We start from the raw sequence: 14,783 nt of genomic DNA on the forward strand, positions 1-14,783 counted from the left end.
GAAATGTCCTCCATCAGTTGGTTGTACCAGTATTATTCCCCGAAAAACTCAATCTCCTCCGCCCGCTTCACATCTGCAAAACGAAGCATGAGGTCTGTATGATGATCAATTTTTTGCTGTGCGGTCACGAATTCACTGTCCCACGTACTGTGCCCGTCTGCCACGAACGTCACGTCATACCCCAACGAAAACGCCCGCCGCGTCGTCGTATCCACGCAGACATCCGTCTGAATTCCGCAGATTACCAAGTCTGTCACGCCCCGCGCTTGCAATTCCTCTTGCAACACCGTCTCGAAAAACGAATCGGGCCGATTCTTGTCCACGACCAATTCGCCCGCAAGCGGTGCGATCTCCGGATGAATCTCCCATTCGGGCTTGCCGCGTTCCAACAAATGCCCCGGTCCACCCTCATGTCGAACATAGATGACCTCAACACCCGCCGTTCGAGCTCGTCCGATCAAGTTCTGCAACGTCTGCAGCAACTCCGCGCCCCGATATACCGGCTCGTCCATCGTAAACATCCCGTGTTGCACATCGATCACAAGCAAAACTTGCGTCACCGCGCATCTCTCCTCTCTCAATAGCTTCACTATGCCTGAGAAGGTAGATGCTGACAAGGAGAAAAACAAATCGACACGGGAAATTGAAGTATCGCCTCTTACATAAAAAAGAGTGCACCCGCCCGAGCGGATGCACTCTCTTTTTGTACAGCTGTGTGTTACTTCACGTCTTTGTAGTTGCGGTAGCGACGACGTGCAACGCCGGTTTCGTAGGCCGCTTCGATGACGGCGAGGCGGACGGCTTCGACGACTTTTTTGTTGAAGACGGACGGGATGATGTATTGCTCGGAGAGTTCTTCCTCGTTGACGACCGACGCGATCGCGTAGGAAGCTGCGAGTTTCATCTCTTCATTGATATCGGATGCGCGGCAGTCCAGAGCGCCTTTGAAGATGCCCGGGAAGCAGAGCAGGTTGTTGATCTGGTTCGGGTAGTCGGAACGCCCGGTTGCCATGACGCGCACATACGGAGCTGCGACTTCCGGATCGATCTCCGGGTTCGGGTTCGCCATCGCGAAGACGATCGGGTCTTTCGCCATCTTTTGCAGATGCTCGACTTTCAACACGCCCGGGCCCGATACGCCGATGAAGACGTCCGCTCCCGTGATCGCATCGTCCAGAGAACCTTTTACATTCTCCGGGTTGGTGTTCTCGGAGTACCATTGCCACATCGGGTTTTCGTACGACTCGTGGCGGGAGATAATCCCGGCGCGGTCGACGCCGACGATGTTTTTCACGCCGGCAAGCGTGAGCATTTTGGTGATCGCAATCCCTGCCGCGCCGATCCCGACGACGACGATCTTGAGCGAATCGAGGGTCTTGTCCACCAGTTTGCATGCGTTCATCAGACCTGCAAGCAGAACGACGGCCGTTCCGTGCTGGTCGTCGTGGAAGACCGGGATGTCGAGTTCCTGTTTCAGTCGTGCTTCAATCTCGAAGCAACGCGGGGACGAAATGTCCTCCAAGTTGATCCCGCCAAACGCCGGCGCAATCGCTTTGACGTGCGCGATGATCTCTTCGGTGTCTTTGGTGTCGAGGCAGATCGGGAACGCATCGACGTTGGCGAACTGCTTGAAGAGCATCGCTTTGCCTTCCATGACCGGCATTGCGCCGTACGGACCGATGTCGCCGAGGCCGAGAACGGCGGTTCCGTCAGAGACGACGGCGACGGTGTTTTTCTTGATCGTCAATTTGAAGGCTTGCTTCGGGTCTTCTGCAATCGTGCGGCAGATGTCCGCCACGTGCGGGGTGTAGACGCGGGACAGTTCATCGCGGTTGCGAACGGCAATTTTCGAGCGCATTTCAATTTTGCCGCCCAAGTGCATGAGATAGGTGCGGTCGGACACGTTGATGACTTTGATGCCGTCTTCTGCGTCGAGACGTTCACGAATGCGGTTGCCGTGTTCACGGTCGAAAACGTTTACGTTGACGTCGCGAATGACGACGTCCTTGGAGACGGTAACAACGTCGACGCCGATGATGTCGCCGTCGCCTTCGCCGATGTGGTGAGCGACAAGTCCAAAGATGTGCGAACTGTTCTTAAGTTCAAGCCGGTAGATCAGAGACAGACCGGCGGTACGTTCCGTTGCCATAAATAAGTCCTCCTAGAGTTCCGAAAAATATAAAGTCTATTTTATCACTCTTACGGATGCAATCAATAGACTACCCAGACTAATTTTTATGAACAAAACCCCGAACTTGTTTGCTCCAAAGCCCCCAGACTATAATAGGAAAAAGGATTCACAGCTCGGTGGAGCGAACTACATACTTGGGGGAATGGACCAGTGGGTATCTCTACTATTCCCATTATGAATGCAATCCTCTCGCATTTGCAGCACAGTCCGGGCAGCTACCATGTGCCGGGGCATAAAATGGGCAGAGGGTTGGACGGAGCGCTCGGCGCTTGGTTGTCTCAAGCAGGGAGACTGGATCTCACGGAGATTCCGGGATTGGACGACCTGCATGCGCCCGAAGGTGCGATTCGCGAAGCACAGAGCTTGGCGGCGGACGCTTTTGGTGCAGAAGAGACGTATTTTTTGGTAAATGGCAGTACGGCGGGGAATCTTGCTATGATCCTGACGGCGGTCCGGCCGGGGGAGAAGATTCTCGTGCCGCGCAATTTGCATAAGTCGGTGTTGAACGGACTCGTGCTGGCGAAAGCACAGCCCGTTTTTTATCACCCGGAAGTACATGAGGAGTATGGCATTGCGTCGGGTGTCGCGGTGGAGACGGTGCGGGAGATCGTACAGAGCCATCGCGAGGCCAAAGCTTTGCTGATCGTGAGTCCGACGTATCATGGGATCTGCTCGGATTTGAAAAAAATCGCGGAGATCGTGCATGAGGCGGGGATGATGTTGCTTGTGGACGAGGCGCACGGGGCTCATTTTGCGTTTCATGAGAGTTTGCCGGAGACGGCGATGGAGTCGGGAGCGGACATGGCGGTGCAGAGTACGCACAAGACATTGGGGGCCTTAACGCAGGCGTCGATGTTGCATGTCCGGGGTCCGCAAGTTGATCGCGCGCGTCTTCGCAAGCGGCTGCAGTTGGTGCAGAGCACGTCGCCGTCGTATCTCTTGCTGGCTTCGCTCGATGTTGCGCGTCATCAGATGCAGACCGAGGGCCACGCGATGATGTCCCAAGCAATCGAAGCTGTCAAAAAAGGCGCGGGCCGTCTCGCGACGTCGCCGCACCTGAATTTGTTGGATGAAAACAATACGCCCGGGAATTTCCGAGTCGATCCGCTCAAATGGACGATCGGGGTGACCGGGCTTCACAAAACCGGCTCGCAGGTTTATGAACACCTGCACCTCCAAAACCGCCTGACTCTCGAACTCTCCGACCCGCAAAACGTCCTCGCCGTGTTCACCTACACCGACGGCGACCGCCAAGTGGACCGGCTCGTCAAGGCCCTCCAAGCCTTAGAACCTGCCGCAAAGGAAGCGCGTGAGCACGAAGTTTTACTTCCTAAGATGTTGTATACAGCTCTGGAAGCCAAACTTCTCCCCCACGAAGCGTTTGAGATGGACACGGAACGTGTACCCTTACAAGGTGCGGCGGGCTGTTGCGCGGGGGAGATGGTGATTCCGTATCCTCCGGGCATTCCGCTCATCGTACCCGGCGAAGTCTGGACGGAGGAGCTCATCTCTCACGTTCAAACTCTGCGCGACGCAGGAGTTCGTTTTCAAGGTGTGGAGGACAGTCGAATGCAAGAAGTACGGGTTCTGCCCCAACAGCAGAAGGGAGTCTAGCAAGCAGTGGGTCTTTTCATCACACTCGAAGGCCCGGACGGCAGCGGCAAATCCACACAGATTCGCCGCCTGTCCGAACTCTTGGGCCATTCTGGAATAGAAGTTCACACCACCCGGGAACCCGGCGGCACTCCGATCAGCGACCAAATTCGCTCGATGCTGCTCAATCCGGAAAACCGCGCCATGACCGCCAAGACCGAGATGTTGCTCTACGCCGCCTCGCGCGCTCAACACGTCGCCGAAGTGATCCGCCCCGCTCTCGAACAGGGCCGCGTCATCCTCTGCGACCGCTACATCGACGCGAGCCTCGCCTACCAAGCAACCGGCCTTGGCATCCCGCTTGAAGAAGTTCGCAGCATCAACCAACACGCAACCGACGGCCTCTGGCCGACCCGCACGTACCTAATCGACGTTCCAAGCGAACTTGGACTTCAACGGGCCTTCGCGGGCCGTGGCAAATGCCTCGACCGGATTGAACAGCGCGACCTCGAATACCACCGTCGCGTTCGTGAACAGTTCCTGCAAATCGCCAAGGAGGAGCCGGACCGCATCGTCGTCATCGACGGAACTCAATCTGTCGAAGCCGTCACCGAAGCGATCTGGCAGGACATCCGCCGGTACCTGTAACTCTTTGAGGAGGCGACACATCATGATGCGCTTAGTTATCGCCGTCGTACAGGACCAAGACTCGCAAAAACTTTCCGACCATCTGGTAGAACGGGGCTTTCGCGCCACCAAACTCGCCTCGACAGGCGGCTTTTTAAAAGCAGGCAACACGACGTTTCTCATCGGGGTGGATCAAACCCAAGTCGAGGACGTCATGGGCGTCATCCGCGAATCGTGCCAAGCGCGAGAACAGATGCTCAACCCCATGAACCCGCTTGGCAACGGCGTGGAACCGATGGTTCCCTACCCCGTCAAAGTCCAAGTCGGCGGTGCGACCGTATTCGTGCTCGACGTGGAGACATTCGCTCATTTTTAATAAGGAGCGGTTTCGATGAAAATTGGCGGCAACTCCAGACCGTTCGTGGAAACACTCGGTCTGCGCGACGATAAAGTGGCGGGAGATGTGAAGTCTCCCGCTTTTCAAGACCTGTTCCAACAAGCCAACATGAAATTGACCAAGGCGGAGTTGGACAACCTCATGCGCCAAATCGACGACATGGGGAAACTGCTTTCCAAGTCGATGACCTGGAAATCCCTGCAGGACTACAAGGAACGCGTCCGCCGCTTTCTCGAACAAGTCGTCAAAGGCAGCTTTTCTTCCAAAGAAAAGCAAGGCTTTGACAAACGCGGACGCATGCGTCTGTACAAAATCATCTCCCAAATCGACGACCTCATGGCCGAACTCGCCGAAAAAGTCGTCGCCGATGAAAAAGACAACCTCGAAATCCTCGACAAAATCGGGGACATTCGCGGGCTGTTGTTGAATCTGTACTTTTAGAGGAGGGGTCGCGATGACCTGGCCAGTACCGGGACCCGCGGCCGACATGTTGGCCCGGAGTCTCCAAACCGGGCGATTGGCGCATGCCTATCTCTTTCTCGGCACCGAAGGCTCGGGCCAAGTAGAGACGGCCAACCACTTTGCCAAGTCGATCCTCTGCCAAGGCGAAGGAGAGCGGCCCTGCGGGGTTTGCATCCAATGCCGGCTGTTTGAGTCGGGCAACCACCCGGACGTCATCTTGATCCAACCGGACGGAAACCGGATCAAGATCGACCAAGTGCGGGAGTTGCAAAAAGCGTTCTCCATGAAATCGATGGAGAACGCCACCAAAGTGTACATCGTCCACCAAGCGGAGAAAATGACCGTTGAAGCGGCCAACGCCCTGCTGAAATTCTTGGAAGAGCCGACGTCGCCGGTCGTGGCGATCTTGCTCGCAGAATCGAAGTCGAAACTGCTGCCCACCGTGATTTCACGATGCCAGCTGATCGCCTTCGAGCGCCGACCCGTCTCGCAAGTGGAACAATTGCTTCAACAGGAAGGCATGACCTCGTCCCGCGCGAAGTTCCTCGCCCATCTCAAGCAAAGTTACGGAGCGGCCAAGGAATTTGCTTCGCAGGAGAGATTTGCGGACATCTTGACGCTAATGGTACAATTGAGTGAAGAACTAGCAACACGTAGAGGGAATCCCCTCTTCACGATACAGGAGAAAGTGATCAAGCCAAGTTGGGCGTCCGGAGAGATCGACGATCTGCTCGAATGCCTCGCTTGGTGGTATCGCGATGTCTTGCACGTAAGCCTTGGACGAGAGACAGCCGTGGCAGCAGATGGACAACTAGACAAATACCGCTCCCAGGCCGCGCAGTATCGCACGGATCAACTCGTCGGGATGATTGATACGATCCTGATGACCAAAAAACGCTTGCAAGGCAATGCCAACGTTCAATTGACGCTTGAGCAGATGATCTTGCGGCTGCAGGGGGTTTAGAACTAGCATGTTTGCCGTCGTCGGAATCCGTTTTAAAAAAGCGGGCAAGATCTACTACTTCGACCCGGCTGACCTCCCCATCGAGAAGGCACACTTTGCAATCGTGGAAACCGCGCGCGGCGTGGAATACGGAGAAGTGGTCATCGGTAAGAAAATGGTCTCCGAAGGAGACGTAGTGTTGCCGCTGAAGCGGGTCCTGCGCGTAGCAGATGCCCGTGACGCCCAACAGGTGGAAGAGAACAAGGTCGCCGCGAAGAAGGCGTTTCATATTTGCCAACAGAAAATCATCGATCACAAAATGGAAATGAAGCTGGTCGATGTCGAGTACACGTTTGATCGCAACAAGATCATCTTCTACTTTACAGCGGACGGTCGAGTGGACTTCCGTGAACTCGTGAAGGACCTCGCGTCTGTGTTCCGCACACGCATCGAGCTGCGCCAAATCGGCGTGCGCGACGAAGCGAAACTGCTCGGCGGCATCGGGCCGTGCGGGCGCATCCTCTGCTGTTCGAGTTGGCTCGGAGATTTCGACCCGGTCTCGATCCGCATGGCGAAAGACCAGAATCTCTCGCTGAACCCGGCGAAAATTTCCGGGCTGTGCGGTCGTCTCATGTGCTGTTTGAAGTTTGAAACGGACAGCTACGAAGAGGCGGAGAGCTCCAAAGTCGAAGTGGCCGCGGGGGGCAACGCTGGAGGCAAGCCGCATGGCAAGGGCAAGCATCAGCGCGAGGTTTCCGATCACTAGACTTGATTTGCAAGCGGGGTGAGCGCGTGTGGACAAACAGGCCGTTTTTGCTCAGGTTGCCAACGTGGAGGAACGCATCGGCGAACTCTACCGGGAACTGGGCTCGCTGAAACAGAAGATCGTCGAGCTGTTGGAAGAAAACCAAAAGCTCACCATGGAGAACGAAAACCTGCGGAAGCGGTTGGACAAAACCACCACCAAGTCTGGGGAACCCGCTCCCATGCTGGGCGAGGGATATGACAACCTCGCACGGCTGTACCAAGAGGGGTTCCACATCTGCAACCTGCACTACGGCAGCCTGCGGACCGAGGGCGATTGCTTGTTCTGTCTCTCGTTTCTGCACAAATAAACACATCATACGTTCAAAAGCAACGCTCGGCGCAGATGCCGGGCGTTTTTTTGTTACATAAAGTCAAATTTTGTCGGTATTCGTAAAATATTGATAGGAGTCGTCACCGCGAGATGGTAAAATGTAAGTGTACAAATCCGTACGAAAATCTAGCGTTTATGGGGTACTGAGTTATGGGGGAAATGAAAATTTCAAAGATGATCAAGTACCAACAGCTATTTAAGGAACAGTCGACGAAGCAATTCGAGAGTTGGCGCACGGCGGAGTCCGTTTCCACGGAAGACCTGTATCAATTTTTGCACCGTGTGAAAGGCTCGGGGGCGTCGATTGGATTGCCGCTGTGGTCTTTGCAAGCGGAGTTGTTGCTCGATGACCTGCACCGCGCAGGCGGTGAACACAACCGCAAGCAGTGGGCGCGGGAGGAGTTGTTCGCGTTTCTCAATCCGCTGTTGCAAGTGGCGGTGGAGGGAGACGGACAACCGGCAGAGACAGCAACGGGTTCGCTTATGACGGAAAACGTTTTCGTTCTCTTGGTTACGCAACAAGCTGCGGTCGTGACCGAAGTGAAGGCGGAGCTCGAAGGCCTTGGCTGGTCGGTCATCGCGATGGATTCGGCGGCGCGTGCGACCCGTTCCTTTTTTCGATACAAACCGGATTTGCTGATTGTGGATGACAAACTCGCCCTCGACCAAACTTCTGAGGGACGATATCTCTTGCAAAAAGTCGAAGAGCACGGCATCGGCCGCGTACTGATCGGGGAACAAGTGCCCGACAGCGCGACCGAGCAATGGGACGCGGTGTTTGAGCGTCCGCTGGCTTGGGTGTCCTGGATGGGTACCTGCAAACGCTTGGTGCGCCGACGAGACCTCGCACGTCAGCGGATGCGCGAATCTTCGCTCTCGATTCAAATACTGGAACAACAATGGCCTCATGTGAAAAACTGGCTCGGCGAGCGAGCGGTGCTTGCCTACCTCGACATCGAGCGCTTGCGGGAGATCAACGAACTACGCGGGTATGCCGCGGGCGACGAAGAGATGGAGAAACTGGCAAGTCTGTTGCGCGAACGCTTCCCGGAAGCGGGCGTCTACCACGGCTCGGAGGATGAATTCTACCTCCTCTTGCAAGCGGATTCGCCGCAGCAGGTGCAAGAAGACCTCTTGCAAGCGTGCCGTGCGCTCCCGTGGCTGACGATCAACGTGCGGGTGATGCCGGTTTTGCCGAACGAGGAGATCTCGCTGGCGCTTCGCAGACTGCGGGACGGGAATTTGTTTGCGGCACACGCCGAGATGGCGGCGACCGCGGAGATCGTGCAGACGCAGTACCTCGCGATCATCGACGACGACGAGATCGTGCGGTCGCTGTTGTCTGAGCAATTCAAACTCTTGCCCAACCTGAACATTATGAGCTATCGCGAAGGCGAGAGCTTTTTCGATGACGCGTGGCACAAGCAAGACGGCCAGTACCTGCTGATCATCGACGGGATGTTGCCGCGCATGGACGGTTTTGAAGTGGTGTACAAAGTCCGCACGCAATACGATGCCGACAAATACAGCATCCTCATGCTGACCGGACGCAAAAGTGAAAAAGACATCGTGCGCGCCCTCGAACTCGGCGTGGACGATTACATCACGAAGCCGTTTGGCATCCGCGAACTGGAAGCCCGCGTGAAACGCCTGTTCAAGAGGTTGGAACGATGATCAACTCGGCCCTGCTCTGGGTGCTGTGGGCGATCCTCGGCGCCATCGGACTTTTGTTGCTCCTCTATCTCTACCTCGTGGTGCAGAAATCGTTCGACGTGCGCTGGCATTCCAAACTCAAGTTGCGCCGGGAACGCTTGAAACCGATGGTGCAGAAGTTTCTCCTCGAAGGGGAGGAGTCACGGGGCTTGCAACATTTGAATGAAGCGGATCTCGTGGTGTTGAAGGATCTCTTGCTGGAGTACAACCAAGTGTTGCGCGGCGTGGAGCAGCGGGAGAGGTTGCAGGCGTTGGCCCAGTTGGTGTTCACGGAGCACTTCCGTCGTGACATGAACTCGCGCAACTACGCGAACCGCTTGAACGCGCTCTATGCCATCGAGGAATTTCGGATGGAGAGTTTGCGCGAGGACGTCGTCGAACGGCTCCGGCGCAAACGCAAGATGGGCACCGTCGAACGCTACCAACTGTACGCGATCCTCGCCGGTTTGCAGGACGATGCTCTGCTTGGGTTCCTCACCGACAGTGCGCAGGAGCCCCTGCCGGACTTCGTGTACCGCGAACTGCTTCTCAAGATGGAGGACAGCCTGTTCAACCGGCTGTTCAACCAAATCTACACCCTCCCGACGGCGCTTCGCTACTGCCTGATCGACATCATCGGCAACAAGGGCGACTACAGCTACTTGACCGCCATCGAAGAACTGACCTACTCCCGCTCCGTCGAAGAACGCATCCGCGCACTGAAAGCGATCACCAAGTTCGGCTACGTGAAGCGCGGTTCCACGCTCGTCGACAAATCGGAAGCAGAGACGTGGCAGGAACGTTTGATGGCGTCGCGGGCGATGGGAGCCGTCGCCAAGGACGAATTCGTGGACGTGTTGAAAAAAATGCTCCGCGATTCCTCGTGGTGGGTGCGCAAAGAATCGGCGCAGTCGTTGCTCCGCTACCCGCGCGGACAGGAAATTCTCCGCCAGATCGCAGAGAGTGACGAGGACCGCTACGCCCGTGATATGGCGCGTGAATGGCTGGAGGCGAAACAGATATGATCGCAAAGTTCATGGAGATCCTGCATACCGTTTTTACCGTTGTCAACACGTTAATTTTTCTCTATGTGCTGTTCGTTTCGCTGTTTTACTTCCTGTTGTTCATCGTCTCGGCGTTGCAATTGCGCAAGATGTACGGCTTGGAGGACAAGAGCCCGTACGCCGAATTGCTCGAATCCTCGTTCACGCCGCCGGTCTCGATCCTCGTGCCGGCGTACAACGAAGAGGCGGGCATCGTGGCAAGCGTCCGCTCTCTGCTCGCCACCAACTACCCGACTTTTGAAATCATCGTCGTCAACGACGGTTCCAAGGACCGGACGCTTGCGACGATGCTGGAAGCGTTTTCGATGAAAAAGGTACAAAAAGCGGTCCGCAAGTCGGTCGAAACCAAACGCATCCGCGACGTCTACGTCTCGGAAGTCTACCCCGACCTCTGGCTGCTCGACAAAGAAAACGGCGGCAAAGCAGACGCGCTCAACGCCGGCATCAACGTCTCGCAATACCCGTACTTCTGCTCGTTGGATGCAGACTCGGTCTTGGAGCGAGACGCTTTTCTCAAAGTCATGAAGCCGATCATCGATTCGGACGGCGAAGTGATCTGCTCCGGCGGTTCGGTGCGCATCGCCAACGGGTGCCGCATCGAACGCGGCGAAGTGCTCGACATCAACTTGCCGTCGAACAAATACGCGATCATGCAAGTCATCGAGTACATGCGGGCGTTCCTCATGGGCCGCATCGGTCTCTCGCGGCACAACATGCTCTTGATCATCTCCGGCGCGTTCGGCGTGTTCAACAAAGACATCGTGGTCCGCGCCGGCGGCTACCGACACGACACGGTCGGCGAGGACATGGAGCTGATCGTCCGCCTGCACCGCTACACCCGGGAACACAAGATGAAAAAACGCACGATCATCTACGTCCCCGACCCCGTCTGCTGGACGGAAGCCCCGGAGGACGCCTCGATCTTGCGCAAACAACGCTCTCGCTGGCACCGGGGCCTCATGGATTCCCTGCGCTTGCACAAGCGGATGTTCCTCAACCCGCGCTACGGCTTGGTGGGGCTGGTCTCCTTCCCGTACTTTTTCTTCGTGGAGATGCTGGGGCCGATCATCGAAGCGTTCGGCTACCTCGCGATCCTCATCGGACTTGCGATCGGGCAGACCTACTGGCCGTTTGCAGCGTCGCTTTTACTACTGTCGATTTTAAATGGGTCCCTGCTCTCCGCAGGTGCCGTCCTGCTGGAAGAATGGAGCCTGCGCAAATACCCGCGGGTGTCCGACTTGACCAAGCTCTGCCTCTACGCCCTGACGGAGACGTTCTGGTACCGCCCGATGAACACGTTCTGGCGGTTGGAAGGCACGTGGCAGTTCCTGCGCAAACAGCAGGGCTGGGGCGAGATGAAACGCAAAGGCGTCTCGAAGTAATCGAATCAAATCACAATGGGGGTTGTGACCAATGGCAGCCAGAATTCTGTTGGCCGAAGATGAAGATGTGTTGAGAATGCTCGTCGTCGACTCGCTGGAAGACTGCGGGTTCGAGATCGACGAAGCGGTCGACGGCGTGGAAGCGTTTGAGAAAATTCAAGCGAATGACTACGACCTCGTCCTGCTGGACTACATGATGCCGGGCATGACCGGCCTTGAAGTGGTGGAAAAAACCCGACAGCTCGCCGTGGCGGGCAAGTCGGACGTCAAGATCATGATGCTGACCGCCAAGAGTCAAAAAGCGGACCAAGACCTCGCTCGTCAAACCGGCGTGAACTATTTCCTGGCCAAGCCGTTCTCTCCGCTTGAGCTCGTCAACTTGGTCGAGGACATCCTGCATGACAAATAAAGCGCTTCGCAAAGGCATCGCCCGCCGCCTCACGACCTACATGCTCGTGCTGATTCTCTTGATCACGATCGGCGGCGGTACGATGTATGTCTTCGAACGCAGCTTGCAAACCAACTTCGACCAACAGGTGCAGGTGTTGGATCAGAAATCCAGCCTGTCTGCGCGAATTCAGCAGGACACGATCTCGTCCATCGCCGAATTGCGCGGCTACTTGGCGGTCGGAGCTCCGGCGTTCCTCGACAAGTTGAACAAGGACCGGCAAGACTGGGACTCCTCGATTCAAAGCTTCAAAGCCCTCGACTTGACTCCCGAGGACCAGAACTACCTCAAGACCGTCACAGGCGGGTACGATCAGTTTTTTAACGACATCATGCCTTCCACGACGCAGATGTTCCAGCAGTCTTCGTCCCGTGAAGACCTCTGGAAGCTCTCGCAAAGCAAAAACTACACGCAGAGCCTCGACGCACTGCGTCAACAAAACCTCGACTACATGAGGATTCTGCATACCCATATGGTCGATTTGCAAGTGGAGTACAGCCGGAACCTCGACTTGATGGCGTTGCTGTTCGCGCTCTATCTGATCTTGATCGCCGTCATCGTCGGGGTGCTTGCGATCCGACTGGCCAAGGACATCGGCCGTCCGCTGCACATCCTCGCCCTCTCCTCCCAGCAACATGAGGACGGCAAACTGTTGGAGTTGCCGTACGGGAATCGAGAGGACGAGATCGGCTTCCTGACCCGCTCGCTGCACGGCATGATCGAACGCATTCAAATTTCCGAGCAAGACCTGATCGAGCAGAACGAAGAAGTGCTCGCCCAACAGGAAGAACTGCTCTACTCCCAAGACGAGCTGAACACGACGCTGATCAAGATGCAGCAAAAAGAGGCCATCCTGCAAGCGCAGAATGCCCTCAACGCCTCGCTCGTCAACACGCTGGACCGCCAAACGCTTTTGACAAGCATCATTCAAAACCTGCAAGTGATCCAACACGCGGACAAAGGCGCGATCGTGCTCTTGGAAAAAGACCGCCCGCACGCGTCGGTCGGCATTTCGAACCAGCAGATGAAATCCTTCCTCCAAGCGGGCGAGGACGGCATGTTCGCCCGCCTGCAAACGGAGGGCCGCGGTTTCATCGTTTCCCGAGAAGCGTTGCCCACGGAAAAAGGCTACCATGACGAACGATTCGAACTCGCCGATCTCTACCTGCCGATCCACGCCTCGACGGGCAACGTGATCGCCGTCGTCGTCCTGACCCGCATGAGCAGGAGCTTCACCGAGGCGGAGTTGGAACAATCGCACGCCCTCGCCAACCAGATTGCGCTCTCCATTGAGAAACTTCACACCTACGAAGCCACGGAGCGCGAACGTCAACTGAACCAAGAGATCATCGACTCGATCCGCGAAGGCATCCAGCTCTTTGACGTGCAGGGAACGCTCGTGCAAGTTAACGAGACGTGGACGTCGTGGATCGGCGAGTGCATCCTCGACCGCGAAAATCGCGAAGTGACGCATCGCCTCTACGATCTATTCGAACAACTCGTGGACAACTCCGACGAACTCTGCCTGTTCGTCAAAGACGCGCTCGACGGACGACTTCCCGAGGAAGCGCGCTTGATCTACCAACTGCAACAGAACGAAAACACCAAAGTCATCCAAGTCTACTTCGAAAAAATCCGCAATGCAGAAGGCGAGATCGTCGCCACGATGCTCGTGCACCGCGACATCACCCGCGAGTACGAAGTGGACCAGATGAAGTCGGAGTTCGTCTCCACCGTCTCTCACGAATTGCGCACGCCGCTTTCCTCCGTGCTCGGCTTCACCGAATTGATGCTGAACAAGGAACTGAAACCGGAGCGCCAACTGAAATACCTGACGACGATTCACAAGGAAGCGAAGCGTCTCACGCAGTTGATCAACGACTTCCTCGACATCCAGCGCATGGAGTCCGGCCGTCAATCGTACGAGATGGCAGACGTCGATCTCCTCCCGCTCGTGCAAGAGGTTGTGGAAACGTTCGCCGTCGGCACGACGAAGCACGATCTTCAGATCGAGACCCACGTCCCGTCCACACTGGCTCGCGGAGACTCGGACAAACTCAAGCAAGTGCTGATGAATTTGATCGGCAACGCGGTCAAGTATTCACCGGAGGGCGGCACCGTCACCATCGGCTTCCGTGCGACGCCGAAACACTTGGTGGTGGACATCACCGACCAAGGCTTAGGCATCCCGAAGGACGCTCTGAGCAAGTTGTTCTCGAAATTCTACCGCATCGACAACTCCGACCGTCGCAAGATCGGCGGCACGGGTCTGGGACTTGCGATCTGCAAGGAGATCGTCAAAGCGCACGACGGCGAGATTACCGTCCAATCGGAACTCGGCGTCGGCTCGACGTTCTCGATCCACCTGCCGCGTGAGGAGAAACGCATCTTGGAACCGGCCCTTGCCGAAGCGGCGGCGACGTCTGAACAACCGCGCCTGTTCATCATCGAGGATGACGACTCGCTCGCGTTGCTTTTGCAGGAAGAGATGCGGGACAACGGATTCGACGTCACCCATTTGCGCGACGGGGAAGAAGCGGTGAAGCAGATCGAAGTGCACCTCCCGGACGCGGTCGTCCTCGACATCATGCTCAAAGACTCGATCTCCGGCTGGGAGGTCATCGACCGCCTGAAAGCATCCAAGGCAACCGCGCACATCCCGATTTTTATCGCGACTGCGCTTGATGAAAAAGAACTCGGACTCTCCAAGGGAGCGACCGACTTCCTCACCAAGCCGTACCAACCGAGCAAGCTCTCCAACGTGATTCTACAGACGCTTTTGCATCGTAAAAGAAACGGTGTCATCATGTTCCCCGAGCAAGAAGATCATGACCAAGGGTGAGTCG

General features: G+C 56.3%; 14 protein-coding genes. 12 read left to right on the forward strand and 2 right to left on the reverse strand.

The window, feature by feature from the left end:
• Positions 1-32: 32 nt before the first annotated feature.
• Both JJB07_RS20805 and JJB07_RS20810 read right to left on the reverse strand, forming a co-directional pair.
• A complete protein-coding gene (locus JJB07_RS20805) occupies positions 33-560 on the reverse strand; it encodes an isochorismatase family protein (RefSeq protein WP_201638034.1) in 528 nt (175 codons plus the stop codon).
• A gap of 158 nt (positions 561-718) precedes the next feature.
• Entirely contained in the window at positions 719-2,149 is a 1,431-nt protein-coding gene (locus JJB07_RS20810; RefSeq protein ID WP_201638035.1) for an NAD-dependent malic enzyme, read from the reverse strand.
• A gap of 192 nt (positions 2,150-2,341) precedes the next feature.
• On the opposite strand from JJB07_RS20810, the gene JJB07_RS20815 reads away from it, so the two are divergent.
• The 12 genes from JJB07_RS20815 to JJB07_RS20870 all read left to right on the forward strand — a co-directional run bounded on the left by JJB07_RS20815 (position 2,342) and on the right by JJB07_RS20870 (position 14,779).
• Entirely contained in the window at positions 2,342-3,805 is a 1,464-nt protein-coding gene (locus tag JJB07_RS20815; RefSeq protein WP_201638036.1) for an aminotransferase class I/II-fold pyridoxal phosphate-dependent enzyme, read from the forward strand.
• A gap of 6 nt (positions 3,806-3,811) precedes the next feature.
• The gene (gene tmk, locus JJB07_RS20820) at positions 3,812-4,432 is read left to right on the forward strand and encodes a dTMP kinase (protein ID WP_201638037.1); all 621 of its coding nucleotides are present in this window, start codon (positions 3,812-3,814) and stop codon (positions 4,430-4,432) included.
• A gap of 25 nt (positions 4,433-4,457) precedes the next feature.
• Complete coding sequence (locus JJB07_RS20825) at positions 4,458-4,787, forward strand: cyclic-di-AMP receptor (protein ID WP_201638160.1); 330 nt, start codon at positions 4,458-4,460, stop codon at positions 4,785-4,787.
• A 15-nt stretch (positions 4,788-4,802) separates the two neighbouring features.
• Positions 4,803-5,249 carry a YaaR family protein gene (locus tag JJB07_RS20830; RefSeq protein WP_201638038.1) on the forward strand — a complete coding sequence of 149 codons (447 nt, stop codon included), beginning with the start codon at positions 4,803-4,805 and terminating at the stop codon, positions 5,247-5,249.
• 13 nt (positions 5,250-5,262) lie between these two features.
• Positions 5,263-6,234, forward strand: coding sequence for a DNA polymerase III subunit delta' (holB, locus tag JJB07_RS20835; RefSeq protein ID WP_201638039.1), 972 nt, complete (start codon positions 5,263-5,265; stop codon positions 6,232-6,234).
• A 7-nt stretch (positions 6,235-6,241) separates the two neighbouring features.
• Positions 6,242-6,979 (forward strand): PSP1 domain-containing protein, encoded by a 738-nt coding sequence (locus tag JJB07_RS20840; protein ID WP_201638040.1) that lies wholly within the window; start codon positions 6,242-6,244, stop codon positions 6,977-6,979.
• 28 nt (positions 6,980-7,007) lie between these two features.
• Entirely contained in the window at positions 7,008-7,328 is a 321-nt protein-coding gene (gene yabA / locus JJB07_RS20845) for a DNA replication initiation control protein YabA (protein WP_201638041.1), read from the forward strand.
• 182 nt (positions 7,329-7,510) lie between these two features.
• Positions 7,511-9,025: a response regulator gene (locus JJB07_RS20850; protein ID WP_201638042.1), complete on the forward strand. Its 1,515-nt coding sequence runs from the start codon at positions 7,511-7,513 to the stop codon at positions 9,023-9,025.
• Positions 9,022-10,068, forward strand: coding sequence for a HEAT repeat domain-containing protein (locus JJB07_RS20855; RefSeq protein WP_201638043.1), 1,047 nt, complete (start codon positions 9,022-9,024; stop codon positions 10,066-10,068). Before JJB07_RS20850 ends, JJB07_RS20855 begins: the two co-directional genes overlap by 4 nt.
• Positions 10,065-11,489, forward strand: coding sequence for a glycosyltransferase family 2 protein (locus JJB07_RS20860; RefSeq protein ID WP_236588275.1), 1,425 nt, complete (start codon positions 10,065-10,067; stop codon positions 11,487-11,489). Before JJB07_RS20855 ends, JJB07_RS20860 begins: the two co-directional genes overlap by 4 nt.
• 31 nt (positions 11,490-11,520) lie before the next feature.
• A complete protein-coding gene (locus JJB07_RS20865; protein ID WP_201638044.1) occupies positions 11,521-11,898 on the forward strand; it encodes a response regulator in 378 nt (125 codons plus the stop codon).
• The gene (locus JJB07_RS20870) at positions 11,888-14,779 is read left to right on the forward strand and encodes an ATP-binding protein (RefSeq protein ID WP_201638045.1); all 2,892 of its coding nucleotides are present in this window, start codon (positions 11,888-11,890) and stop codon (positions 14,777-14,779) included. Before JJB07_RS20865 ends, JJB07_RS20870 begins: the two co-directional genes overlap by 11 nt.
• Positions 14,780-14,783: the final 4 nt, after the last annotated feature.

This window comes from Tumebacillus amylolyticus (assembly GCF_016722965.1).
Lineage (GTDB): Bacteria > Bacillota > Bacilli > Tumebacillales > Tumebacillaceae > Tumebacillus > Tumebacillus amylolyticus.